Genomic DNA, 22,992 nt, shown 5'->3' with positions numbered 1-22,992 from the left:
GATTTTAGGAAATAGCATGCCAGAACACAATGTATCGACAAGTTCCATGACCAATGTATTGATTATTGATGATGAAACTCAAATTCGTAAGTTTCTCGATATTGCACTTAGAGCACAGGGCTATAAAACCCTACTGGCCGAAAATGGTCAAAAGGGCTTAGAGCTTTTGGCTTTGCAAGGCGCTGATTTAATTATTTTAGATTTAGGACTGCCTGATTTAGATGGTCTAGAAGTCTTATCTGAGTTGCGAGCATGGTCGCATGTCCCTGTGATTGTTTTGTCGGTTCGTTCTAATGAAGAGGAAAAAGTCAAATTACTGGATGCTGGCGCCAATGATTATGTGACGAAACCTTTTAGTGTTCAGGAGCTTATGGCGCGGATCCGCGTATTACTCAGACAATTTCAAAACGTTGCTGTGGAATCCGCTTTTTTTGATGATGGTTTTTTAAAAATTGATTTTGCCCAAAGACAGGTATTTCTTAACCAACAACTGATTGCGCTGACACGTAAGGAATATCAATTGCTGACTTTATTGGCGCAACATAAGGGGCAGTTGATTACTCAACCACAAATTCTCAGTGATTTATGGGGACCAACTCATCAGGAAGATACCCATTATTTAAGAATTTTGGTGGCCAAATTGCGTGGAAAACTGAATGATAATGCGGTACAACCCAAATATATTGTGACTGAACCGGGTGTGGGTTTACGCTTTGTAGGCTAAGCATGGCTGATCTTCTTTGAGATCATTGGTTTTTTGATGGTTTTACAGTAGATGGTTAAAATTAAAATAAACGATTCTTTGTAAAGTGCAGAGTAGGGGGGTAAATGTTGGTAATATTAATTTATTGTTATTTAAAATCAATTAATTAAATAATTTATTGGATTTGAAAGAGTGATGGTATTATAAGTTTTACTGAGAACTTTGGCTTTATATTTATACAAACTCACGATTTGAATTGAGTGTGGCGAAACTTTATTAAATAAAGCGTAATCAAATATATTTTATCCGCTTTCATCTGCTGATCTGTGTTAACTTAGATTTGATCGAATCCGTAAGCGAAACGGAAGTGTTTAGGTTGTTACAGGAATTGCGTATTCCCTCTAAATAGATTTAAAACCTAAGCAGTTAACGCTGAGCATGAGATCGCAGCATGCCGATCTAAAAAGCCCGCACTATTGTGGGCTTTTTTACGTCATGGAGAAAGCTGAATATTTTGAGTTGATACAGTCTGAATTTATATAACCAATAACGAAAAAAACTTACCAAACATCGGTAAGTTTTTATAGATTAAGCTTTAAGGTCTGTTCATTCTTAGCCTACAACGTAAGCCATTTATGAAATATCAAAAGCCCTTGGTGTTATTTAGGCTTATTTGTATCAGGTTGCTTAACCTCTTTGTTGTCCTGATTTGGATTAGGTGGTGTAGCACCAGGAGTTGCTTGTGGCGCATCTTTAGGCGGAGTTTGCTCAACGTTTTTAGTATCTGAATTTGCTTGAGCTGAATTTTGTGAAAAACTTTTAAATGACATTATAATCTTCTCAAATTGTTAAGTGAGTCTGGATAATAGTCTTTTAATCCACTTACACTAAGGTAGTTGTGAGAGCCATATGTGGAGATATGTTGGCTAAACTGAGTTTATATCGACAAAATATATTTATAAAAATATCAAATATTTGTATTGTATTGTTTTAAATGGTGATATAAATATTCCCTAAATATAGGCCTGTACATAAACATCACAAATTGATTTTATAAATAGGAACTTTTAATTTAAAATAATCAAATGTTATTTAAGTTGCATAATCTGTTAAATTAGCGTACTATGAAAAATACTAAAGCAGATGTGCTTAATATATAAGCAAGACTTGAAGGTTGGCTTCAACTCTGACTTCTGCAATATCAAGCTGATGTAAATATCAAAAGTTTAAATTAAGGTTAGATGCCTTCTTATCGTTAGTTCCAAAAATATATCTGTTGGTCTTAATAGTTAAATACTTCTCTGTTTGCAAAAGCTCAAAACAATTGAGTGAAAAAATGAATATTTTAAATGGCTGGACAATAGCCTCTGCAGTAAATGGCGATGAAATTCGCGTAAAGATCGTTCCTTTAAAAAGACAACAAAGCAACCGTACTGGTATGAGTTGGGTCGAAGTAGGGAAAAAGATTGAATTAGAATCTGGTGACGATCGTCAATTTAATATTGATGGTTCATCTTTCTATCTTAATCAAAATCAACTTTATCGTATTGCGATATAAATCGTAATGAATGTTTTAGAAAAGCTCATCGTAAGATGGGCTTTTTATATGGGTGAACGAATATAAAAGATATCGAAAATTAAAGAAGGATTTCTGATCAGTGTTGATTGATGAATATTAGATGGTTTTAGAATGATTAAGCTGGAATTAAAATCTCATAATAAAAACTTACCATGTGACTGTTTGGTTAAATACCGAAATACTTTAAATCAGCCATAACACTGAAATTTAGATGATTTATCTGAATCTTTGAAATCAAATGTAATAAAGCTTCACATAAACTTGCATAACTCACATATCGAAATACTTTATTAGAAATTTAATGTTATTCCTAATAGACGTTATTCAATTCAGTATGAGGTATACCATGTTAAAGACCGTAGCATTATTAGGGACTGGAATTGCAATTGCTTGCTACTATCAGTCACATAAAAATAATCCTCAAAAAACCAAGGGTAAAAGTTTAGCCAAAACCAAAGATGATGATCATAAAGAGTCTTCAGCAGAAGCAGTACATTAATTTTAATGAAAAACCACCGATTCGGTGGTTTTTTAATGTGGGTATGACAATCGTAAAATTTAAGGTAGAAACGGACACTGAAAAGATGCTGTCTAGGCCGGCAAGGAAATGATAAAGAATTTTTAAATCCTTGCCCTTTGCAAAGTGACGACTTCTCACCTTTGTGAAAGGAGGGAGTTGTCCATACAAAACTTAATGACGCTTAGTTGATTGTCGATGCAGCGTTAAAAGGATTCTCTTTTCATATCCGACTAAAGGTATTTGATCTTAATTTTGATGTTGATAAAACCAATCTGTCGCATGTGCAACTGTTCTATCTACAATATCGGGTTGCTCGTAATACTGGAAATGATTGGTTCCATTTTCCCAGATAAGCTTTTTATCTGATGTTGGAATTGAATCAAAATGACGTCGAGCCGCTGCTGGATTCATACAGGTATCCGAATGAATGATAAGCGCGGGTTTATTTAGTTTTGCAACGCCAGCTACAGTTGAATAAGAAAAATGATCAAGATCACTCATAATCGCATAACGATTCTCCCAGTTTTTTAGCGTCCATGCTCCATACCAGCTCCATATAATTGGGCCAGGTAAACCTGCATTCGAGCCTTTGACACGATCACCAAGGTCTGGGGAAACTAATGGTTGATAGATAACTTCACCTGTTGTTTCGTAAAGAACTTTGGCATCCTGTGCTTTCTTTAAACGGATCGCTAATAAGGCTTCTAATTCTTCGATCGTTGGTGCTGATTCAATATTAAATGGATTTTCTGTCACACCTGCTGCAAGCATAAATAAATCAGTTTCTCTATCTCGATAATATCCAGTAACAGAAACAACGGCTTTGACACGTGCTTCATAAGACGCGATATCCAGCATTTCAGGTCCACCTTGGCAAACCCCTAATAGAAATATTTTATCGGTATCGACATCGTTACGGGTAAAGATGTAATCAATTGCAGCAATGACATCTTCGTTTTTCATTTTTGGATTTTCAAGGCGACGTGGCATACCTTGGCTCTCACCAACAGTTCTTGGATCAAATGCGAGGGTGATAAAGCCTTCATCTGCTAAACGTGTCGCATACTGAGTGGGTGCCTGTTCTTTTTGAAAAGAATATGGCCCAAGAATAATAACAGCGGGGAGTTTTCCTTCGGTATTTGGTTTATATAAATCGCCAACCACTGCATCACCATGTGAATCAAATGTTATTTTTTCTACAGCATAGTTACCATGTTTGGGCATTGTAATTTTCCTTATCGTCATTAATTTTGAGTACCCATTCAGCCTATATAAATATATTATTGAGAACAATCTCATAAAACTTTATAGAATAGTGAAAATGGCTCATCAATTGAAAAGCGGTGAACTCTTTGCTTTAACAATTTTTTTATCTGTGGCCTCTCATCGAAACTTCCGTGCAGCTTCGGTTGAGTTAAACGTCACACCTTCAGCAATTAGTCATGCCATAAAAGGTTTGGAAAGCCGCTTAAATGTTCGGCTTTTTAATCGAACCACACGCAGTGTTTCTTTGACTGATGCCGGAATCCAATTGGTTCATTCACTTCGACCATCCATGGAAAATATTTCAAATGCGCTAAATCATTTAGATGATTTTAGAGATCAGCCGAGTGGTGTACTTAGAATCAATGCCAGTGAAGGGGCGGTTAGACTGGTTTTAAAACCCATTCTTAAAAAGTTCTTACAACACTATCCATTGGTTCATTTAGATATTGTTTGTGATGGTAAATTAACCAATATCGTTGAAGAAAATTTTGATGCAGGCATACGCCTTGCAGACGATATACCTAAAGAAATGGTTGCAATCCGTTTGACTGAAACCGCACGCTTTGTTGCTGTCGCATCCCCAGACTATTTATTAAAAAATTCTACGCCACTTGTTCCGCATGATCTTTATGAACATGATTGCATTCGTTTCCGTTTTGATAGTGGCTTAATTTTTCGCTGGGAATTTGATATGAATGGCATTATTGAAAAGATAGATGTCAAAGGGCCATTAACACTTACAGATCAAACATTAATGGTTGATGCTGCAATAGATGGTATTGGTATCGCATTTGTACCTGATCATTTGGTAAAAAATGCTGTGGAAAATCAGCAATTAAGTATCGTTTTGGAAAAGTTTAGCCCAGTCTATCGTGGTCTTAGCCTTTATTATCCAGGCTATCGTCATGTATCCACTACACTTAAGGCGTTAATCAATATGATCCGTGATTCATCCAGCTATTGATATTCATTATGTCCATTTCAAAAAGTCGCAAAAAACTTGGCTAAAAAGAGTTCATTTTGGAATTCAACTTATTTGCCTATATCAAGCTATCTGAAGAGAAAATCTAATCACTTAAAAGAGAAATTTTCATTCATAACAGACATAAGGAAAAAGATAAAAACTACAAAAAGTGCTAAGTTTTATAGAAATCCATATATTTTTTATGGTTTTTGTAAATATACCTCAAAAGAGAGGCTGTTTTACCTCAAAGTGCTTTGCTTAATTTCTAAAAATAGGACATAACTATGAGAGTAAATAGAGTAAAAATTTTTAATTACAAGGGGAATAAAAAATGCTTTTAAAATTTGCCACTCGATTCGCAAGTATATTGTTTGGAATATTGGCTTTAATCGCGATCGTGATTCATTTTGTTTTTTCGAATCAGCTATCCATTGATCTATGGATTGTGCTTTTCCCTGTTATTTTAGCAGTTCCAATTTTAACAGCAGTTCTGATGACGGGTGATGATGAGTTGGGTGTTCAATCTGGTGAGTGGAACAACTCATAATTTTTAGATCTAAGCTCATCGAAAGATGAGCTTTTTAGTATTTGAAAGAATTAATTTTGAACCTATGCAGTTATCTCACTTTTTCTTTTAATGGATAAAGGAGGGATATAGACAGTGAGTACCAACAAGTTTGTGACCGTTTATAGGTATAGTGAATCTAGCAATCGTTATATATTAACTTAAATTTGTATTTGCAGTGTTTTACTTCAACGGCTGGATTGTTGATGAGGAGAACCAAGTTGCGATATTTATTGTTTATATTCAGTTTTTTACTATGTGCTGAATTGAAAGCGCAAAGCTCATTAGACGAACCTTTTTTGCAAGTTGGTGCAGTTGATGATCAATTCAATATCATTAATCTCGAATTGTATAATGGCTTAGTCAAAGTGATCAATCACAATTTTTCGAACATTAAGCCCAATCAATCAGATGATTTAACAAACATTTCTAGAATTAGGTTAACTAGCAATGGATTGTTGCTTGTATCTGATTTAAAGGGGATTGAGTCTACAGAAGATCTAACCGAGAAATTTGATGAAAACAAATATAAAAATCTGACCAAAAACAACATCTGTAGTAAAAGCGATTTATTTGAGTCTGAAGTATTTAAAAAAACAACACAAGGCAATATTGTTTATCAATTAAATAATGCTCAAGGTGAGTTTTTGAAAAGTTTTACAATGAGTTATAAGGAATGTCTATAAATATTTAAATGAATACCTTGGGATAATTACCATATATTTAAATACTTATTTTACAGTCGAATTTTTTTGTAGCTCAGACTAATTTATAATTTTTAAATTAAACCCCAAAAAGTAGAATTCCTTAGCCATTTCTAAGGGATAGCAAAATGTGGAATTTCATCAAAAGCTTTAATTGTATAAATGTATGGCTAATCATATCTTTGATTGCTCTTGGATTGGTGTTGTTTCTATATTTTTCTTAGGCTTAGATGATTTATAGCAATTCAGAGGTAGTAACATAAGTTTAAAGTATCGATCTTGTATAGGGCATAGCTATATATTTTAGCTCTAGTGGGCGGGAAATGCAGGTGATGTAGATTTATGCATTTGAGTGAAATAATGAAAAGAAATTATGCTCATCAATAAAAATAAATCCATATAGAATGAAATGATCAATATGGATAAGCATATTATCTAAAAATAAATATCTAATTTATATCGTGCATAAACGATGATGTTCGAGATTTTAGTAGATCGCTTGAAAGCATGGCTCTAGACGAAATCTATGCATATAATCAATATGATTAGAAAATTCTAAGGATTATAAAAATGAAATTGAGAATTTTATTCCTTTTATTATTTAGCCAAGAAATTGATGAAAATCAAGTAGATCATTGCAAACTTATTGCAGATAGCGCTGGAATGATCATGCAGTTAAGACAGTTTGGTGTTGATTTGAATACAGCATTTAATTTAAAAGGCGAACTAAGTAATAATGCAAAAAATTTAAAAGTCATCATTGCTGATGCAGAATCAAAACCTGTATATGCTACAAATTTAGGTAAACAAAAAGCGGAAGAGGAATTTTCAGCTGAATGGGAAAAGCTATGTTTGGAGTCAGTTGGGTTTTTGAATAATGCTGTAGATTCGACTTAATCAGCTTATAGAGTGGATCAAACAGAATAAATAGTTGTTTCACTATGATCTATCAGGGCTATATTTTTGGAAATAGAATCAAAGGTATATTACAACATATGTTTATAATTTTTATCTTATGATGATTTTAAAATAAAACACTCCAGAGATGCCGCTGCATGGTCGTTACCCTGAACCCGATGAGTTCAAGGTGGACGTGACGTACACTTAATGGGTTTCCCACTCAAGGTGGGCATACACTCAAAATATACAGAACACATCCATAAGTTTAAGTATCGGCAGGGGAATAGACGTACTGGCGAACACCCTAGAGTTATATTAAGTATACATAATTTGGGGATTGTGGCAAATCACCAATGCTCATAATTTATAAATACAGTATAAAAAAACCAATCAATTGCACGAAAAAAAAGCGGTTTATCCCGCTTTTTCAACATCTTCTAACATGGTCGCTAATAAACGTTCGCATTGTGCATATTCTTGTAACGATTTATTCATGCCTAAAACTTCTTGCATCAATTCTAAAGCCACCATGATCACCAATTTATTATGTTCAACATTGGGGGCTTTACGGCGAAATTCTTGAAACTTTTCATTTAAAAGTCGACCAGCACGTTCGAGTTCTGGTTGCTTATCTGTTGTGGTGCCTAAACGGAAACTTTGTTCGATTAAGCGTAATTCTACAGTCACATGTTCAGACATACTCATACTTCCTCATTAGACTCTGATGGATGAGCAAGCTGTTGGATTTCTTGCGCATGGTGATCTTGTTCAGTTCCTAAAATAGAAAGGCGTTGAATAATGGCTTCCACTTTTGTTTTGGCATGTTCATTTTTTTGAATTAAACGTTCACGCTCATCTTGAAGACCTTTGATGTCTTGTAAGTGATGGCGTTGTTCATTTGCCATTTTTTCTTTAACCACACGTAATTCATTACGTTCAGCCAAAATTTCCTGAAAACGATTTTTTAAATCGGTACAGCTTTTTTCCAAACGCCCATAACGCTCTGCTAAAGATGTGGCATCTGTATTGAGCTGTTGAAACTGATTTTGTAACTGAGAGAGTTGCTCAGTGAGCGTATCAATTTCATCTTGTTTTTGGGTGATAATGCTATTTTTATGGCTAATTTGAGCATGAGATTGCTCTTCGCTGTTATCCTTTTCTTTTAACAGCGATGCATTTTCTTTCTCAACAGTTTCAATTCGTGTTTTTAAAACACCAATATGCGTCTGTAGACGCTGTAATTGTTCTAACATAACGGGTCGCACAGATTTGCAATCAAAGGTAATATATACAGAAGTATAGAGATTGGATAAACGAATGCAAGACGATATTTCAGGTTGGTCAGATTGGAATCAAAATTTTGAGGGGATTGAGGAAATTTCAAGCCCGAGTGAGTTACATGGCTTACTGACAGGTATAGTTTGTGTTACTGAAGTTCCGACTCGAGATGAATGGTTACAAATTTTATCTACGCTTGATGTGCCAAAATTAGACGATGAAGCGGTTGCTCTATTGTCTGATGAAGCTGAGGATGTATCACATGCGCTTTCAGACGATGATTTAGACTATCTTCCAATGCTCCCAGATGACGAGCATACATTGGCTGAGCGTGTACAATCACTGGCAGATTGGTGTGCAGGGGTTGTGCTTGGCTTTGGATTGGCTTCTGGTCATATTCGCGCAGATGAGCAAGAGCTCATTGAAAGTTTACAAGATGTTGCATCTGTTGAGTTTGATGAATCAGATGACGATGATGAAGGTGAAGCAAGCTATCTTGAATTGTATGAATTTGTACGCTTGATCCCTGTGTCATTATCAATGGGACGAAAAAAAGTTCCAGTGTCAGAAAGCCCTCTATTGCAAAATTTTCATAGCAAAATGAAACAGGCAATTGATGCTTCCGAAAGTAACAATGTTGTAGAGATGTTTACTCCACATCGCCCAAGCTAAAACTAAGAAAAAAAGCTAAGAAACTTAAACTTTAGAACATTTATGTTTGATGAGTAGTAGGTTCTACAGCTCCCTGTACAGTGCTTTTTTATTCGCTTTAAAAACATCGAAGTTGAATAAAGTAGTGATGTAAAGGGTTAAATTTTTTAGTTTGGAATGATTTGCTTGTTTTGTGGTCGCAATTGAGCGCAGAACGAGAGAAATAATAAAATTATTTTAAAATATGCAAATATTGAGGCATCAGTATTTGCATTCATCTAAGTGTAATTGTAAGTTAAAGCTTCTTCCAAATTAATCATCTGAAATACAAGCTGAATAGAGAATGAAATTAACTCAAGCAGATTTTCAGGAACGTCGTGACCGCCTCGCTGAGCAAATGGGTCCCAATAGCATTGCAATTATCTCAACCAGTCCAGAAGTCATGCGTAACCGAGATGCTGATTATAAGTTTCGTGCGGACAGTAGCTTTTTCTATTTAACCGGTTTTGCAGAGCCACAAGCAGTTGCAGTCATAGAAACAGATGAAACTGGTGAGGAATATATCTATAGTTTGTTCTGTCGTGAACGTAATCATGAGATGGAAATCTGGAATGGTTACCGTGCTGGAATTGACGGTGCAGTCGATGATTATGAAGCAGATGAAGCTTATGCGATTGATCTGCTTGACGAAGAAATTATTGCCAAAATTTTAAATAAAGAAAAATTATTTTATCGTATTGGTCAACGTGCAGATTTTGATGCCAAGGTCAGTACTTGGATTACCAAAGCCAATGAATCTGGACGTGGTTTTGGCGTTCCAGCGCAGTTGATTCAACTTGATCAAATCTTAGATGAAATGCGTTTGCATAAGTCGGTTCAAGAAATTGAATTGATGCAAATCGCCTCAAATATCAGTGCAGATGCTCATACACGTGCCATGAAAAAAGTTCATCCAGACATGATGGAATATGCTTTAGAAGCTGAGCTGAATTATATCTTTGGTCAGAATGGTTGTGTACCTGCCTATAACAGTATTGTGGGTGGTGGGAAAAATGGCTGTATTTTACATTATGTTGAGAACAACCAACTCTTAAAAGATGGTGATTTGGTGTTGATCGATGCGGCTGCTGAGTATGAATGCTATGCCTCAGACATCACCCGTACTTTTCCTGTAAATGGTAAGTTTAGCCCTGAACAAAAAGCGCTATATCAAATTATTTTAGATGCACAAATTGCTGCGATAGATGCAATTCAAATCGGTCATTCTTATAAAGAACCGCATAATGTTGCAGTACGGATTATGGTAGAAGGTTTGGTCAACCTTGGCATTATGCAAGGTGATGTTGAGCAAATTATTGAATCTGAACGCTATCGTCAGTTTTATATGCATGGTACAGGGCATTGGCTTGGTATGGATGTGCATGATGTTGGCGCATATAAAGATGAAAATGGTCAATGGCGTAGCTATGAGCAGGGTATGGTTGTTACCGTAGAACCAGGTTTATATATTGCACCTGATGATGAGACAGTGGATGCAAAATGGCGTGGTATCGGTATTCGGATTGAAGATGATGTGGTTGCTACTGAACAGGGGCCATTGGTCTTGACCAAAAATGTGGTGAAATCGATTGAAGATATTGAAGCGTTGATGGCAAAGTCAGTATAAGTTTTTAATTTGAAAGGTGAGTATGTATGGATACTTACACCGTTTTAGCTAAGCCAGTAGAAACAAATCGTTTGATTCTACGCAAGTTTGTTGAAGGTAATGAAATTCCACTTTTTCATGAGTATTGCGGAGACAGGGAGTCTTCGAAATACTTACAAAGGCGACCACATGCCAATATTGAGCAAACCAAGTGTATGTTTGAAAATTGGAGTGGTACAAAATGGGAAAATAATGATAAAGATTTTGCTTGGATTATTGGCGAGCGCAAAACTAATTTAGCCATGGGGCTTGTGATGTTTATTCACAAAGGAGATCACGGTGAAATTCATTTTGGGCTTGGAAGTAAATTTCAAGGGCAAGGCTTTATGAGAGAGGCAATCACTGCTGTCATTGTCTATTTAAAAACTAACAGTAGGCTTAAAAGAATTGAGACTTTTTGTGATGCAGAAAATGTGAAATCACGAAACGTTCTGATTGAAACAGGATTTACTGAAACAACCTTGTTAAAGCATTGGGCTATATTTCCAGCTTTGGGAGATAATAAGAGAGATTGTCTAGGTTTTATGATTGAAATAAATTAAAAAATAGATGTTAGTCAAGTAAGTTCATAAATAACAATACTCAAGTAATGATTCAGCACTTTTATTGATGTTGCATATTTAAACAATACCTTTAAAGTGCCATATCGGTCGAGCTAAATAACATGCTTAATTCTTGGCTAGAATTTTTAATTTTCATACTTATGTTAAAAATAGCGTATTGATTCAGTACAAATACAGCCAACAATTTCCTATTTCAATATAAAAATGACTTTGCTTGATGTAATATGAAATCAATCAAGATTATAAGTATTCAGTACGCTGAATCACATATAGAAAGGATAAAAGCATGCAACAAGAAGTCATCATCGTCGGCGGTGGAATGGTTGGGCTGAGCTTGGCTCTAATGTTGGCAAAAGCCAATATTGCGGTAAAGCTTTTAGAGGCTGTGAAATATCCAAATTATGATGATGCCAATCTTGCACCCTATCATTCCAGTTTTGATGCACGGAATACCGCGCTATCACGTCGTACCGTACAAATTTATCAAAAACTTGGTCTTTGGGAGGCCTTGCAAGAACATGCAACTCCTATCCTCGAAGTGCATATCACTGAACAAGGCAGTTTTGGTAAAGCACGCTTAGTCGCAGATCAAGAAAAAGTCGAAAGTTTTGGGCAAGTGATTGAAAATGCATGGCTAGGCCGTGTACTACTGACTCAAGTTCGCCAGCAAGCTTTAATTGAATTGATTGATGGTGTACAAGTCACCTCACTAAAACAAGAGGGTGACTATGTATATGTTGAAGCCAATCGTGGTGAAGAATATACCCATTCACTTAAAGCCAAACTGTTGATTGCTGCAGACGGTCGTGATTCTTTCTGTCGCCAAGCTTTAGGTGTTGGGGTGGATGTACATGATTATGATCAGGTGGCAATTGTCACAACAGTACAAACCTCTAAACCACATCATCAAGTGGGCTTTGAACGCTTTAGCCATTTAGGTCCATTGGCATTGCTTCCACTGCCTGGGGAATGTCGTCGTTCAGTGGTTTGGCCAGTGAAAAAAGGCACAGAAGATGAATGGTTAGGTGATGAAAATGACCAACATTTCCTTGATGCTTTACAGCAAACTTATGGTGATCGTGCAGGAAAATTCCAAAAAACAGGCAAACGTTTTAGCTTCCCATTGGCACAAGTGCTTGCTGAAAAACAAGCGGTGGGTCGGGTGATTTTGATGGGCAATGCTGCACATACGATTCATCCTGTTGCTGGACAAGGTTTTAACTTGTGTATGCGTGACGCAGATGTCCTGATGCGTTATATCACAACGCAAATTGCGCAATCTGATGATATTGGTCAACCTGAGATGTTAAAGGCCTATGAACAATCTCGCTTAACTGATCAGCAGCGTGTGATTAAATTTTGTGATTCTGTAGTGCGTGGATTTAGTAATCAAAATCCAGTGTTAAAATTATTGCGTAATACTGGCTTGGTGGCTTTTGATGTGATTCCGGGGATTAAGCCTTTGGTTGCCAATTATGCGATGGGATTAAAAGCATGACACAGCAAGATATGTTAGATGTGGTGATTGTTGGTGGTGGTCTGGTGGGTGGCTTAACCGCATTGCTTTTAGCACAGGGCGGTGTGCAAGCTACAGTTTTAGATGCAGCCCCTATTTTAAATGCTGAAAAGACTTTAGCTGTTGCTAATCCGCGGGTTTTAGCGCTGAGCCAAGCCACGATTCATCTATTAAAAACAGTGAATGTGTGGGAGAAAATCGCTCGTCAAATGCCCTATACCGGTATGCAAGTCTGGAATAAAAATGGCTATGGCGAAATTAATTTTGGGCAAGCCTCAGAAAGCTTTCCCACAGCTGAGCAAAGCTTAGGTTCAATGGTTGAACCAAGTTTATTAAACCTTGCCATCCAACAGGAAATGTTGGAGCAACTGCAAGATTATCGTACTCAAGTTAAAGTTGTGCGAGTAGAGCAGGGTGTAGGTTGTTGGATCATTAAACTTGCAGATGGGACTGAGCTAAAGACCAAATTAGTGATTGGCGCAGATGGCGCAAACTCATTTGTTCGTGATCAAGCATTTATCGATCTTGATGTTTTAGATTATCAACAAGCCGGTTTGACATGTGCGATTCGTACCACACAACCGCACCAATATGTGGCTCGTCAGATTTTCCATCCGACTGGCCCATTGGCATTTTTACCGATGGCAAGTTTAAAGCCTGAGCAAGCTGAACACTGGATTTCAATCGTTTGGACCTTACCTGATGATTATGCAGAAGAATATGCGCGCTTAGATGATGCTGATTTTTGTGAATTACTGACACGTGAAAGTCATCATATGTTGGGCAAGATCATTGAAGCGACACCGCGGGCTCAATTTCCACTTAAGGCACGTGCAGCACAACGTTATGTAAAAGATGGGCTGGCTTTGATTGGTGATGCAGCGCATGTGATTCATCCTTTAGCAGGACAAGGCGTAAATATTGGGTGTTTAGATGCTGCTATTCTGTGTGATGTATTACTTAAAGATAAACAGCGTGGCGTATGGGCGCATGAACAAACCTTAAAGCGTTATGAACACCAGCGTAAAGGGCAAAACGATGCCATGATGCATAGTATGTCGATGATTGGTTTTTTAGAAACTGCGGAAATATTTCCATTGGTTTGGGCGCGTAACTTTGGCTTAAAACAAGTTGAAAATATGCCATTTTTAAAAGATCAATTTATGGCACAAGCCAATGGGTTGGCAAATTTAAAAAGCACGCAATATGCCATTTAATTGGATTTCTGATATTTTTTAACCAATCATTTAAACAACATTACGAATTTGATGAAAAAAAACACGATTTTGTGTATCTAGATACTAGTCGAATGGCGAAGAGCTTGATACATTTCTCTGTAAAACATCACCATTTTTCGGATGGTACATTGACGTCATTGATGGGGAGTTAAAGATGACAGATACAAATGATTATGATGATAATTCAGAAGATCATGCAGTAGACGATGATGAAGCTAAAGCGGCTGAAAAAGGTGCTGCGGCAAGTGATTCGACAGTTTCAGATACAGATTTAGCTGAAGCTGAAACACTCACTGTGACAGCGAAAAAAAGACAGCGTGAAGCGTTGGAAGATGAAGTCGCTGCATTTTTAGCGCGCGGTGGGAGAATTACCGAAGTTCCACCAGATGAATCTGCTAAAGATTGATTTTAAAAGCACCGAAAGGTGCTTTTTTAAATTTGGTTGGGATGCTGTCTATTTTCTCTTTTAGATGATTAAATCTAAATTTTGAATTGATCATTATTTGTGATTTTTCTCTTGAATTTTTAATCAAATAATCATTTTATTTTTATTGATTTTTGTCAATCACTTTAAAAGCAAGGCGGAGTAAATCATCAGTAATGTTGTGCTTTTGATTGTTTTTTCTGCATCAGCTTTTATAAGTGCCAGATTGATCAGTGAGGGATTAAAAATTATTGTGTTTTAAAAATTAAGGCAGGTACAAAAGCGACCAGAGCAACCAGTCGCTTGTAGAAAAGCAGGTTGAGAAAAGCTTATACAGGCATTTCTCAACTCAAGAAATAAAATTATTGTTGATTAGTCAGCTCTAAAGCACGTTGATAGGCGATTTTCTTTTTGATGCCTGTTAGATCCGCAGCCAGTTGTGATGCCGCTTTGACCGATAAATCTTGTAATAAGCGATTTAAAAGTTGATCTAATTTCTCTTGTTCAACATCTTGATCTTTGGCATCTGGTGCACCACCAATAACTAAAACAATTTCACCTTTTTGCTGATTGCGATCATTTTCAATAAATGTCACCAACTCGCCCAAAGTCATCTTTTTAATCGTTTCAAATGTTTTGGTAATTTCACGTGCAAAACCAACAGGGCGATCTGCGCCAAAAACATCAGCCATATCTTTGACACTATCTAAAATACGATGAGGCGCTTCATAGATAATCATGGTTTGTGATTCATGTTTTAATTTTTCTAATTGAATCAATCGTTGCGATTGTTTTGACGATAAAAAGCCTTCAAAGCTAAAACGATCACTCGGTAAACCCACCGCACTTAGCGCAGCAATAGCAGCACATGCACCCGGTACAGGAATGACGCGGATACCATTTTCCTGAGCGGCACGTACCAATTTAAAACCAGGGTCACTAATCAATGGTGTACCAGCATCACTGACCAGAGCAATATTCTGACCGCTTTTTAATTTTTCGATAAGTATATCAATTTTGTTACTTTCATTGTGATCATGACACGCTGTGAGCGGAGTTGAGATATTATAGTGCTTTAATAATTGAGCAGATTGACGTGTATCTTCTGCCGCAATAACAGAAACAGACTTTAAAACTTCAATAGAACGAAAAGTCATATCATCTAAGTGCCCAATTGGGGTCGCTACGACGAATAATTGAGCACTCATAAAGGTCTCCATGAAGAATAAGTTAGTGTTGAACAGTATTAAAAGAGTGGTTGTGTTGGGAATGGTTGGATTTACAATCCAAGTTCACGCAGAAATTCTGGTTATATTACCTGAAACAGGCCCTATGTCGCGAGCGGGTTTGAGTATTAAACAAGGAATATTAAGTGCCGCGCAGGCCTCGAAGAATGAAATACCATTAAAATTTGTCGATTCAGATCAAAAGACCATCAAAGCCCTGTTAAAACAGCATGTCAATAAAAAGACTAAAATGATTATTGGGCCTTTGGCTCGTCCTGATGTTGAGGCTTTAATTAATTTAAAGCCTAAAGTACCTGTGTTGGCACTCAATGAAGTTTATCCTAGCGATAAAAGTGTTTGGCAATATAGCCTTTCTAAAAATGACGATGCATTGGCGCTGCTTGATTATATCCAGCATGATAAAGTCAGCAAACTCTATGTGGTGCGTGAAAAAGGCACAGAAGCGGAATCTATTAGCTTTTTAAATGCATTATTTGCCAATTATATGGGTGAAGTGGATCCTGTAGAGCATATGCCAAAGTCGATTTCGGATCTAGAGGGTATTTTACTGTTAGGTTCAAACCAATGGTTGACCAGTTTTCCCAAATTGCAGAAGAAAAAAATTTATACCCAAGCCATTGCTGTCGATGAAAAAAAGGCCTTGCCTAAAGGGATGAAATTCTGTGATGTTCCAGCCTTATACATTGCCGAATGGGATGATGTCGTCAAAGCTTATAAAGATAAACCGACCTCGTTACCGTATCAGCGTTTATATGCCTTTGGTGGAGATGCTTGGCATATTGCTGAACAATTTGTTTTGGATCCGAATGTAAAAAGCTTAACCTTTAATGGTCGCACTGGAAAAATTAAAATTGATGGAAATCGTGTTGAGCGTATTCCGCAATGTTTTGAACGCTCAAAAAATAATTTAGTGCCTTTGTGATGATAGGCTTCTCATGGCAAAAAATAATTTAGGGCAATGGGCGGAGCAAGAAGCAGTGAAATTACTGCTTCAACATGGCTACGACATCATAAAATTGAACTATTTCTCGCGCTTTGGTGAAATAGATATTATTGCGCAGTCTAAACAAGAGCTAATTTTTGTTGAGGTGAAAGCAAGAACACCGACACAGATGGGGCATGCTTTTGAAGCTGTAAATCAATCAAAACAACAAAAAATGATTAAAACGGCGTTTAAATTTTTACAAGAATATCCACAATATGAACAATATTATTGCCGTTTCGATGTGATTGGTTTTGATTTACATCATAAAATTGCAAAAAACGTACAGCAAGACCTCAGTAAAATCTCTTATGATCAATCTTGGATTGAAAATGCATTTACTTTAGATGCAGACTTGATTAATCTGTGACTGAAATTTATGTACGGTTATTTCAAAAATAAATATATTTTCCAGCATGTTAACGACGTTTAAATGGGTTGTTTAGCAGGCTAAAATTAATAGGAGTCTTGCTGAGTGTTAAAACGTATTGTCATCACCATGATGTGTGTAGCAAGTTTGTCTGGTTGCGCGAGTTTTATCTCAGGTGGTACTGGTTCTTCACCAGTGGGAACAGATAGTGGTGTTCGATCTTTAGGACAAGTGTTTATTGATTCTTCTATTGAGCGAACTGCGAAAATCAACTTGTATAAGTTGGATGCCCGATTTAAGCAATCTCGTGTCAATATTAATAGTTTTCATAGCAATGTCTTATTGACAGGGCAAGTGCCAGATGCGCATTTAAAGCAGTTGGCAGAAGATAATCTACGAGCGATGAGCGATGTAAAAGCAGTCCATAATTACCTGACTGTAGGTAATCAAATCGGTTATAGCACTATCATGCAAGATGCATCGGTCACTGTGAATACCCGTGGTTTAGTGATGAAAGCGCCTGTGGTTTCAGACAATAAAGTCTTGATTCATACAGAAGACGGAGTGTTGTATGTTTTAGGTCGTTTAAACAATGCTGAAATTGCAGATTTAAATGATGTTTTACAAAAAGTTGGAAATGTGACTAAAATTGTGACCTTGATTGATAATGTCGAACAAGCGAATAATTCGGTCCAACCTTCATCTTTCACAGCACCTGTGGTAAATAATGTACAACAACAACCTGATGTACAGACACCTGTTGCGATTGATCCTAATGCTACAGAGCCAAACAATAATGTTATTCAACAATAGGTTAAAGTTTTTAAAAGTTAGATTTGGAAAGCAGTTTGAACAACTAAAATCTCAATTTAAATCGCACTATCAAGATTTTCGTTTATACGATTTAGGCAGTATTACCATTAATGGCTTGACCCCTAAAAAGGGCTATTCCATTCAGCATAATATTGCCTATGGCTTAAAGGCGAGACAACGTTTAGATTTATATATTTCTAATAAAAAGCAACAGAATGCGTTGATTCTTTTTGTTCATGGTGGGGCATGGAGTCATGGGGATAAAAGTGCTTATAAATTTGTAGGCGAGGGGTTTAGCCGTTTTGGCTATAACGTGGCAGTGCTGAACTATCATTTGGCACCTGAGCATAAATTTCCAAGCTATATTGATGATCTTGCTGTTGCATTGAATTATTTGGAGCAACAACAAGCACGTTTTGGTATTTCAATGGATAAAATTGCCTTGATGGGGCATTCAGCAGGCGCATTTAATATTGCGTCTTTGCTTTATCATCCAAAGCACTACCAATTGGCCATCAAACAAAATATCAAAGCTTTGATTGGAATCGCTGGACCTTATCATTTCGATTATAAAGGCGATGCTTTAGCCGAGAATGCGTTTGATCAAAGCATTCCTTATCAACAAGTAATGCCGTATTATTTTGTTGAAAAAAATGAGGTAAAGCATTATTTGTTCTTGGCAGAAAATGATCAAATCGTTAAAGCTAAAAACTCTTTAGATTTTAAACAGCAATTACTTGAACAAGGCAATCATTGTGAAATTTACACGATACCTAAAACTGGTCATATTTCAATTATGGGCAGTGTTTCAAGTTTATTTAGTCGATTCTATAAAACCCGGCCTGAAATTATTAAGGTTTTAAATGAAGCAATGAAAAATGCCTAGCAATCGCTAGGCATTTTTGATTTGAACATGTTTTAATCAAGATCAGTCTTTATGCATCGGTTTATTGTGAATTACATGTTCAATCATGGCATGGGCGATACTGCCACTAAAAGGCGTTTCGGGTAACTGATCAAACTTAAAGAACTGAGCCTCACTAATTTCTTCTTCTTGCAAGACGATTTCACCAGATTCATATTCTGCCTTAAAGGCCAGCATAAGATTACTTGGAAAAGGCCAAGGTTGGCTGGATAAATATTGGACATTTTTGACATGTAGGCCAACTTCTTCCAACGTTTCTCTTTTGACTGCTTCTTCCAGTGTTTCACCGACTTCAACAAAACCCGCAATAAGGCCATACATCTTGCTTTTATTCTTGGCATTTTTTGCCAATAGAATTTCGTTATCGCCACGAGTAATCACGGTGATAATACACGGTTGTACACGCGGGTATTGGTGATAACGACAGCTAGGGCAGACCATAGCATATTCAGTGGGATGAACCTCGGTTTCGTGACCACAGTGGCTACAAAACTTATGGTTTCTTCGCCACTCTAGCAACTGTACTGCACGACTGGCTTGTTCAAACTCAGATTTGGTCCATTGTGAAATCAATTGACGAATCGGGATCAGTTGATATCCCTCTGGAATTTGATCTTCGATAAAAAGATCTCGGGCAATAATCTGATCACCCGAGTTAAAGCTGATATCACTTGCTAACTTTTCAACTTTAGGTAGTTGTAAATTTTCATCCACTAAAAGTTGTTGATGGTGAAAGATATATGCAAGTGATAATTCTGACATTAGGCTACCGATTTTAAATTTTGACTACTTGTTAATGCTACATCAAACATGGCTTGTAAAACAGGTTGTTTGTTTTGTAGATTTTCAATCATCATGTCTGCACTGGCTAAAACATCAAGCAGTTTATTGACTTGTGCAAGGTTAAACACGTGCTCTTTGTTAAGACCCGTTTGAATAAACTCCGCAGAGAGTAACAATGCTTTTTGACCATCTTTTGCCGCAAGGAACAACAGTGCACCACCAATTTCACTTAATTGTGATGGAAGTTGGTCTAAACTTGTGCTTGGAGGATCTTGTAAATATTGCACCAATGTTTGTGAGCTTAAATCAACCAGCGCTTTGGTCTCAGTCAATAATGCTGCATGTGCTTCATCTAGACGATCTAATGAAATCTGCAAGTTATTCACTTTTAACTGTAAACGACTCGATGTGTAATTACGCTCTAAGATACCAATCGAATTCATCGCTGATAAAATACTGTTCATCAACTGCTGCGCATAATTTTCATCTTTGAGCATGTTGTCTTGAGACAGTAGATCAGCCTGTTGTTTCAGTCCACTATAGGCTTCATTGAGATTCAAGACTTTAAATACATGCGCAAGATCAGTCAGTTTGCTTTTCAATTCTTGCGTTTTTTCATCACTCATATTTTTGTAGTTAAACTCAATATCATTACGGATTTGCGACATTTCATCCGTAATCAGTTGGCTCACACTATGAATGGTTTCAAAATCAGGGCCATATAAATGGCGGCTGAATATTTGTAATTGCGTGTCAGTCAGAATATCTTCGCCAACATTGATCTGTTCACGGATGTGTTGTGATATTTCATCTTCTTGGCTGATACAAATACTTAGGATATTGGCAGTATCTAATAAAGATGGCTTGAATCCGCTTAGATCTTTAAAGAATAAAGACATATTGGTTTCAATACTGATTAACGTTCTGAGGCGTGTGTCATTGAGAATGATGTTTTCAATGTGATTTAAAGCAACTGCAGCCAAAGCCCAATATTGTTCACTTGCTTGGCCTTTGGCTGCATTTGCCAAATAAGACCCAACCAGCTTGATACCCTGTAAATCTAAATCTGTTTCTTGCTGTTTGAGCAGTTTATGTAGGCATAATTTATAAAGTTTATGTACATACACTGAACGCTCTAACTCAGGTGATTGCGGCAAGTTAAAATTCGGTGTTACACAGTCAAGCAGAGGAATAATTGCTTGGCCTTCTGGTGTCAGCTCTAGACCTAAAGAAAGTTCTAAGCGATTTAAGGTGTCATGTAAGAATTGTGGCGCTCTGACTTCACGAAGGCAAATAAACTCAATATAGCGTTTGAGCATGGTGGTGCCTTCACTCAAAGCGATCACTTCTTGGGTATTGATCTCACGAGGGTTTTGCATCACTTTACGCATCACCGCTGCAGAGAGTTGCGCAATTTTAGCAACATGCGGCATATCGATGAGCATCAGCACATTTACACATTGTTCAAATTGAAGCAAAGCATCATCAATACCGAAGGGTAAAGTTTGGTCTTCAACTAAACTACTGACAGCAGATTCTACCTGTAAAATTGAATTATCGACTTCTTTTTTAATAATAAGTAATGCTGTCGGATCAAAATGTATAGAGGTTTGGTAAGACATTGATCTGCACCTATCCTGGGTATCTGAATGTTTTATTTCATAGCCTCAAAATGAGGCTAATTTTCTAAGTTTTAATATAGCCGAAGAAGACCATCTTTACAGAAAAAATAGCCATCAATTTCAAATTTTATTTTGCAAAAATGCAGGCTTCCCCATGTTTTTCTTGAAATTGTTTGACCCAGTTCTCATGCGCTTCTAATTCTTCATCTGAAGGTAAAATGATTGGGGCATTGATTTCAATTTTTTTCCGAGTTGTATTTCTTTGCGCCTGATCAGTATGTGCAGAAAGAGCATCCATGTCAAAGGATACTTGACCGCCTGTCATGGCGAGATAAACGTCAGATAAAATTTCAGCATCGAGTAAGGCACCATGGAAAGTACGATCTCGTTGCGGAATTTCATAACGGCGAACTAAGGCATCCAAAGAGTTCTTTTGCCCAGGATGTTTGCTTTTCGCCATCGCCAAGGTATCAGTTACTTCACATACTTCTGAGAGTGCCTGTAGACCACTGCGCTTGAACTCCATATCTAAGAAGTTCATATCGAAGCTTGCATTATGCGCAATAATTTCACTGCCTTTTAAGTAGTCAAATAAAACTTGCGCAATTTCGTTATATTTTGGCTTATCTTTTAAAAACTCATCGGTAATACCATGGATGGCTTCTGAATCGCCAACTGGTTTTTCTGGATTTATATAGATATGAATCGAACTGCCAGTCAGTTTACGATTGACCATTTCAATTGCGCCAACTTCAACAATTCGGTCACTGTCCTGATAATAGAAACCGGTGGTCTCGGTATCCAGAATAAACTGTTTAGGGCCATGTAACTGGACCGTCGCAGGTGTAATCACAATTTGTGGATGAATATCTCGCATTGCGGGTTGGCTCATTGCTGGCTCATCATTTTCATTGATATCTTGGTTAGATGGTTCTTCCATCTCAATTTCATGAGCTGGCATGACATCCTGCTGAGGGCTAATTTCTGATTCTATCATTTCATCTGATTCAATCAGGTCAAATCCAAAGGGATCGTCAAGCAGCCAGTCTTTTTCATGTTTTTTTTTATCATCAGCCACTGCCAAGGGTTCAGTCAATTTGCTTGGCCCAGTGGTGTTTTTTTTTGCGTCGAGTATTTGCTGAGTACCTAAATTCGCCAATTGATCTGCCATTTCATTGCCTGCATGTCCAGCATGACCTTTAATCCAGTTCCATTCAATTTCGCGACCTTGGCAGGTTTGATCGAGTTTTTTCCAAAGATCTGGGTTTTTTACATCTTTCCAGTTTTTCTTTTTCCACCCTTCAATCCATTCGGTAATGCCAAGTTTTACATAGTTGGAATCGGTCCAAAGCACTAATTTTGCTTCGGTTGGGCAAAATGCGATCCCTTCAATGGCTGCGGTAAGTTCCATGCGGTTATTGGTTGTATCAAGTTCACCACCACACAACTTATGTTCTTCTGTTTCAGTGATGATATAAGCGCCCCAGCCACCAGGACCTGGGTTGCCTTTACAAGCACCATCGACATAAAGTGTGATTGTTTGTGACATAGTAATAACCAATGAAAGTGAATTAAGAGTTGAACATCGTGGTTTAAGAATTTATTGTATACGCAAATCGGCGTTTTCTACGCATGAACTGAGATTTTTTTAATTTCTTGTAACATTTGTATGCA

General features: G+C 37.0%; 25 protein-coding genes and 1 other RNA gene. 17 read left to right on the top strand and 9 right to left on the bottom strand.

Annotated features, from left to right (window positions below; genetic code table 11):
* Positions 1 to 16 precede the first annotated feature (16 nt).
* Positions 17 to 724, top strand: coding sequence for a response regulator (locus FY049_RS14000; protein ID WP_166783392.1), 708 nt, complete (start codon positions 17 to 19; stop codon positions 722 to 724).
* A 638-nt stretch (positions 725 to 1,362) separates the two neighbouring features.
* On the opposite strand, the gene FY049_RS13995 is transcribed toward FY049_RS14000, so the two are convergent.
* Positions 1,363 to 1,533 carry a hypothetical protein gene (locus FY049_RS13995; protein WP_004722100.1) on the bottom strand — a complete coding sequence of 57 codons (171 nt, stop codon included), beginning with the start codon at positions 1,531 to 1,533 and terminating at the stop codon, positions 1,363 to 1,365.
* A 506-nt stretch (positions 1,534 to 2,039) separates the two neighbouring features.
* Here FY049_RS13995 and FY049_RS13990 point away from each other — a divergent pair.
* Both FY049_RS13990 and FY049_RS13985 read left to right on the top strand, forming a co-directional pair.
* Complete coding sequence (locus FY049_RS13990; RefSeq protein ID WP_004722098.1) at positions 2,040 to 2,261, top strand: hypothetical protein; 222 nt, start codon at positions 2,040 to 2,042, stop codon at positions 2,259 to 2,261.
* A gap of 367 nt (positions 2,262 to 2,628) precedes the next feature.
* Complete coding sequence (locus FY049_RS13985) at positions 2,629 to 2,781, top strand: hypothetical protein (protein ID WP_004722095.1); 153 nt, start codon at positions 2,629 to 2,631, stop codon at positions 2,779 to 2,781.
* Positions 2,782 to 3,048: 267 nt separating this feature from the next.
* On the opposite strand, the gene FY049_RS13980 is transcribed toward FY049_RS13985, so the two are convergent.
* A complete protein-coding gene (locus FY049_RS13980; protein WP_446083876.1) occupies positions 3,049 to 4,026 on the bottom strand; it encodes an alpha/beta hydrolase in 978 nt (325 codons plus the stop codon).
* Between the two features lie 97 nt (positions 4,027 to 4,123).
* Here FY049_RS13980 and FY049_RS13975 point away from each other — a divergent pair, with 97 nt between their 5' ends.
* The 4 genes from FY049_RS13975 to FY049_RS13960 all read left to right on the top strand — a co-directional run bounded on the left by FY049_RS13975 (position 4,124) and on the right by FY049_RS13960 (position 7,198).
* Complete coding sequence (locus FY049_RS13975; RefSeq protein WP_056516227.1) at positions 4,124 to 5,032, top strand: LysR family transcriptional regulator; 909 nt, start codon at positions 4,124 to 4,126, stop codon at positions 5,030 to 5,032.
* 331 nt (positions 5,033 to 5,363) lie between these two features.
* Entirely contained in the window at positions 5,364 to 5,579 is a 216-nt protein-coding gene (locus FY049_RS13970) for a hypothetical protein (protein ID WP_327858368.1), read from the top strand.
* 239 nt (positions 5,580 to 5,818) lie between these two features.
* Positions 5,819 to 6,283 (top strand): hypothetical protein, encoded by a 465-nt coding sequence (locus FY049_RS13965; RefSeq protein ID WP_335955424.1) that lies wholly within the window; start codon positions 5,819 to 5,821, stop codon positions 6,281 to 6,283.
* A gap of 588 nt (positions 6,284 to 6,871) precedes the next feature.
* Entirely contained in the window at positions 6,872 to 7,198 is a 327-nt protein-coding gene (locus FY049_RS13960) for a hypothetical protein (protein ID WP_446083875.1), read from the top strand.
* Positions 7,199 to 7,333: 135 nt separating this feature from the next.
* On the opposite strand, the gene ssrS is transcribed toward FY049_RS13960, so the two are convergent.
* From ssrS to FY049_RS13945, 3 genes are all read right to left on the bottom strand, one after another.
* Positions 7,334 to 7,515, bottom strand: a non-coding RNA gene (ssrS, locus tag FY049_RS13955) — 6S RNA.
* A 100-nt stretch (positions 7,516 to 7,615) separates the two neighbouring features.
* A complete protein-coding gene (locus FY049_RS13950) occupies positions 7,616 to 7,900 on the bottom strand; it encodes a cell division protein ZapA (RefSeq protein ID WP_056516198.1) in 285 nt (94 codons plus the stop codon).
* 2 nt (positions 7,901 to 7,902) lie between these two features.
* Complete coding sequence (locus FY049_RS13945) at positions 7,903 to 8,454, bottom strand: hypothetical protein (RefSeq protein WP_004722081.1); 552 nt, start codon at positions 8,452 to 8,454, stop codon at positions 7,903 to 7,905.
* 64 nt (positions 8,455 to 8,518) lie between these two features.
* Between FY049_RS13945 and FY049_RS13940 the strand changes: the two genes are divergently transcribed.
* From FY049_RS13940 to FY049_RS13915, 6 genes are all read left to right on the top strand, one after another.
* The gene (locus FY049_RS13940; RefSeq protein WP_419339031.1) at positions 8,519 to 9,151 is read left to right on the top strand and encodes a UPF0149 family protein; all 633 of its coding nucleotides are present in this window, start codon (positions 8,519 to 8,521) and stop codon (positions 9,149 to 9,151) included.
* 322 nt (positions 9,152 to 9,473) lie between these two features.
* Positions 9,474 to 10,796: a Xaa-Pro aminopeptidase gene (pepP, locus tag FY049_RS13935; protein ID WP_446083874.1), complete on the top strand. Its 1,323-nt coding sequence runs from the start codon at positions 9,474 to 9,476 to the stop codon at positions 10,794 to 10,796.
* Between the two features lie 26 nt (positions 10,797 to 10,822).
* On the top strand, positions 10,823 to 11,377 hold the full coding sequence (locus FY049_RS13930) for a GNAT family N-acetyltransferase (RefSeq protein WP_446083873.1): 555 nt from the start codon (positions 10,823 to 10,825) through the stop codon (positions 11,375 to 11,377).
* Positions 11,378 to 11,684: 307 nt separating this feature from the next.
* On the top strand, positions 11,685 to 12,896 hold the full coding sequence (gene ubiH, locus FY049_RS13925) for a 2-octaprenyl-6-methoxyphenyl hydroxylase (protein WP_105714546.1): 1,212 nt from the start codon (positions 11,685 to 11,687) through the stop codon (positions 12,894 to 12,896).
* Entirely contained in the window at positions 12,893 to 14,131 is a 1,239-nt protein-coding gene (locus tag FY049_RS13920; RefSeq protein WP_419339033.1) for an FAD-dependent monooxygenase, read from the top strand. The genes ubiH and FY049_RS13920 overlap by 4 nt, the downstream gene beginning before the upstream one ends.
* 175 nt (positions 14,132 to 14,306) lie before the next feature.
* Positions 14,307 to 14,558 carry a hypothetical protein gene (locus FY049_RS13915; protein ID WP_004722066.1) on the top strand — a complete coding sequence of 84 codons (252 nt, stop codon included), beginning with the start codon at positions 14,307 to 14,309 and terminating at the stop codon, positions 14,556 to 14,558.
* Between the two features lie 380 nt (positions 14,559 to 14,938).
* Here FY049_RS13915 and rsmI read toward each other — a convergent pair whose 3' ends face one another.
* Positions 14,939 to 15,784 carry a 16S rRNA (cytidine(1402)-2'-O)-methyltransferase gene (gene rsmI / locus FY049_RS13910; protein WP_004819970.1) on the bottom strand — a complete coding sequence of 282 codons (846 nt, stop codon included), beginning with the start codon at positions 15,782 to 15,784 and terminating at the stop codon, positions 14,939 to 14,941.
* 10 nt (positions 15,785 to 15,794) lie between these two features.
* Between rsmI and FY049_RS13905 the strand changes: the two genes are divergently transcribed.
* From FY049_RS13905 to FY049_RS13890, 4 genes are all read left to right on the top strand, one after another.
* A complete protein-coding gene (locus FY049_RS13905; RefSeq protein WP_446083872.1) occupies positions 15,795 to 16,745 on the top strand; it encodes a penicillin-binding protein activator in 951 nt (316 codons plus the stop codon).
* Positions 16,746 to 16,758: 13 nt separating this feature from the next.
* Positions 16,759 to 17,175: a YraN family protein gene (locus tag FY049_RS13900; RefSeq protein ID WP_004722057.1), complete on the top strand. Its 417-nt coding sequence runs from the start codon at positions 16,759 to 16,761 to the stop codon at positions 17,173 to 17,175.
* 105 nt (positions 17,176 to 17,280) lie between these two features.
* Positions 17,281 to 17,988 carry a BON domain-containing protein gene (locus FY049_RS13895; RefSeq protein ID WP_004722055.1) on the top strand — a complete coding sequence of 236 codons (708 nt, stop codon included), beginning with the start codon at positions 17,281 to 17,283 and terminating at the stop codon, positions 17,986 to 17,988.
* The gene (locus tag FY049_RS13890; protein ID WP_446083871.1) at positions 17,972 to 18,874 is read left to right on the top strand and encodes an alpha/beta hydrolase; all 903 of its coding nucleotides are present in this window, start codon (positions 17,972 to 17,974) and stop codon (positions 18,872 to 18,874) included. Before FY049_RS13895 ends, FY049_RS13890 begins: the two co-directional genes overlap by 17 nt.
* Before the next feature lie 42 nt (positions 18,875 to 18,916).
* Here the strand turns inward: FY049_RS13890 and nudC are convergent, their stop codons facing one another.
* From nudC to dnaQ, 3 genes are all read right to left on the bottom strand, one after another.
* Positions 18,917 to 19,675, bottom strand: coding sequence for an NAD(+) diphosphatase (gene nudC, locus FY049_RS13885; protein WP_105714544.1), 759 nt, complete (start codon positions 19,673 to 19,675; stop codon positions 18,917 to 18,919).
* On the bottom strand, positions 19,675 to 21,318 hold the full coding sequence (locus tag FY049_RS13880) for a chemotaxis protein (RefSeq protein ID WP_446083870.1): 1,644 nt from the start codon (positions 21,316 to 21,318) through the stop codon (positions 19,675 to 19,677). Before FY049_RS13880 ends, nudC begins: the two co-directional genes overlap by 1 nt.
* 127 nt (positions 21,319 to 21,445) lie before the next feature.
* The gene (gene dnaQ, locus FY049_RS13875) at positions 21,446 to 22,867 is read right to left on the bottom strand and encodes a DNA polymerase III subunit epsilon (protein WP_446083869.1); all 1,422 of its coding nucleotides are present in this window, start codon (positions 22,865 to 22,867) and stop codon (positions 21,446 to 21,448) included.
* Positions 22,868 to 22,992 lie beyond the last annotated feature (125 nt).

It is taken from the genome of Acinetobacter sp. 1125_18A (assembly GCF_052824985.1).
The sequence above is the reverse complement of the archived record's forward strand: the minus strand, read 5'-3'. Positions and strand labels throughout refer to the sequence as shown.

What these genes read in the sequence shown, in the direction of transcription:
- FY049_RS13995 (WP_004722100.1), bottom strand. Translation starts at nt 1,533, where the DNA reads ATGTCATTTAAAAGTTTTTCACAAAATTCAGCTCAAGCAAATTCAGAT.
- FY049_RS13985 (WP_004722095.1), top strand. Translation starts at nt 2,629, where the DNA reads ATGTTAAAGACCGTAGCATTATTAGGGACTGGAATTGCAATTGCTTGC.
- dnaQ (WP_446083869.1), bottom strand. Translation starts at nt 22,867, where the DNA reads ATGTCACAAACAATCACACTTTATGTCGATGGTGCTTGTAAAGGCAAC.
- pepP (WP_446083874.1), top strand. Translation starts at nt 9,474, where the DNA reads ATGAAATTAACTCAAGCAGATTTTCAGGAACGTCGTGACCGCCTCGCT.
- FY049_RS13940 (WP_419339031.1), top strand. Translation starts at nt 8,519, where the DNA reads ATGCAAGACGATATTTCAGGTTGGTCAGATTGGAATCAAAATTTTGAG.
- FY049_RS13950 (WP_056516198.1), bottom strand. Translation starts at nt 7,900, where the DNA reads ATGTCTGAACATGTGACTGTAGAATTACGCTTAATCGAACAAAGTTTC.
- FY049_RS14000 (WP_166783392.1), top strand. Translation starts at nt 17, where the DNA reads ATGCCAGAACACAATGTATCGACAAGTTCCATGACCAATGTATTGATT.
- FY049_RS13920 (WP_419339033.1), top strand. Translation starts at nt 12,893, where the DNA reads ATGACACAGCAAGATATGTTAGATGTGGTGATTGTTGGTGGTGGTCTG.
- rsmI (WP_004819970.1), bottom strand. Translation starts at nt 15,784, where the DNA reads ATGAGTGCTCAATTATTCGTCGTAGCGACCCCAATTGGGCACTTAGAT.
- FY049_RS13990 (WP_004722098.1), top strand. Translation starts at nt 2,040, where the DNA reads ATGAATATTTTAAATGGCTGGACAATAGCCTCTGCAGTAAATGGCGAT.
- FY049_RS13930 (WP_446083873.1), top strand. Translation starts at nt 10,823, where the DNA reads ATGGATACTTACACCGTTTTAGCTAAGCCAGTAGAAACAAATCGTTTG.
- FY049_RS13900 (WP_004722057.1), top strand. Translation starts at nt 16,759, where the DNA reads ATGGCAAAAAATAATTTAGGGCAATGGGCGGAGCAAGAAGCAGTGAAA.
- nudC (WP_105714544.1), bottom strand. Translation starts at nt 19,675, where the DNA reads ATGTCAGAATTATCACTTGCATATATCTTTCACCATCAACAACTTTTA.
- FY049_RS13945 (WP_004722081.1), bottom strand. Translation starts at nt 8,454, where the DNA reads ATGTTAGAACAATTACAGCGTCTACAGACGCATATTGGTGTTTTAAAA.
- FY049_RS13970 (WP_327858368.1), top strand. Translation starts at nt 5,364, where the DNA reads ATGCTTTTAAAATTTGCCACTCGATTCGCAAGTATATTGTTTGGAATA.
- FY049_RS13890 (WP_446083871.1), top strand. Translation starts at nt 17,972, where the DNA reads ATGTTATTCAACAATAGGTTAAAGTTTTTAAAAGTTAGATTTGGAAAG.
- FY049_RS13905 (WP_446083872.1), top strand. Translation starts at nt 15,795, where the DNA reads ATGAAGAATAAGTTAGTGTTGAACAGTATTAAAAGAGTGGTTGTGTTG.
- ubiH (WP_105714546.1), top strand. Translation starts at nt 11,685, where the DNA reads ATGCAACAAGAAGTCATCATCGTCGGCGGTGGAATGGTTGGGCTGAGC.
- FY049_RS13975 (WP_056516227.1), top strand. Translation starts at nt 4,124, where the DNA reads ATGGCTCATCAATTGAAAAGCGGTGAACTCTTTGCTTTAACAATTTTT.
- FY049_RS13880 (WP_446083870.1), bottom strand. Translation starts at nt 21,318, where the DNA reads ATGTCTTACCAAACCTCTATACATTTTGATCCGACAGCATTACTTATT.
- FY049_RS13980 (WP_446083876.1), bottom strand. Translation starts at nt 4,026, where the DNA reads ATGCCCAAACATGGTAACTATGCTGTAGAAAAAATAACATTTGATTCA.
- FY049_RS13960 (WP_446083875.1), top strand. Translation starts at nt 6,872, where the DNA reads ATGAAATTGAGAATTTTATTCCTTTTATTATTTAGCCAAGAAATTGAT.
- FY049_RS13915 (WP_004722066.1), top strand. Translation starts at nt 14,307, where the DNA reads ATGACAGATACAAATGATTATGATGATAATTCAGAAGATCATGCAGTA.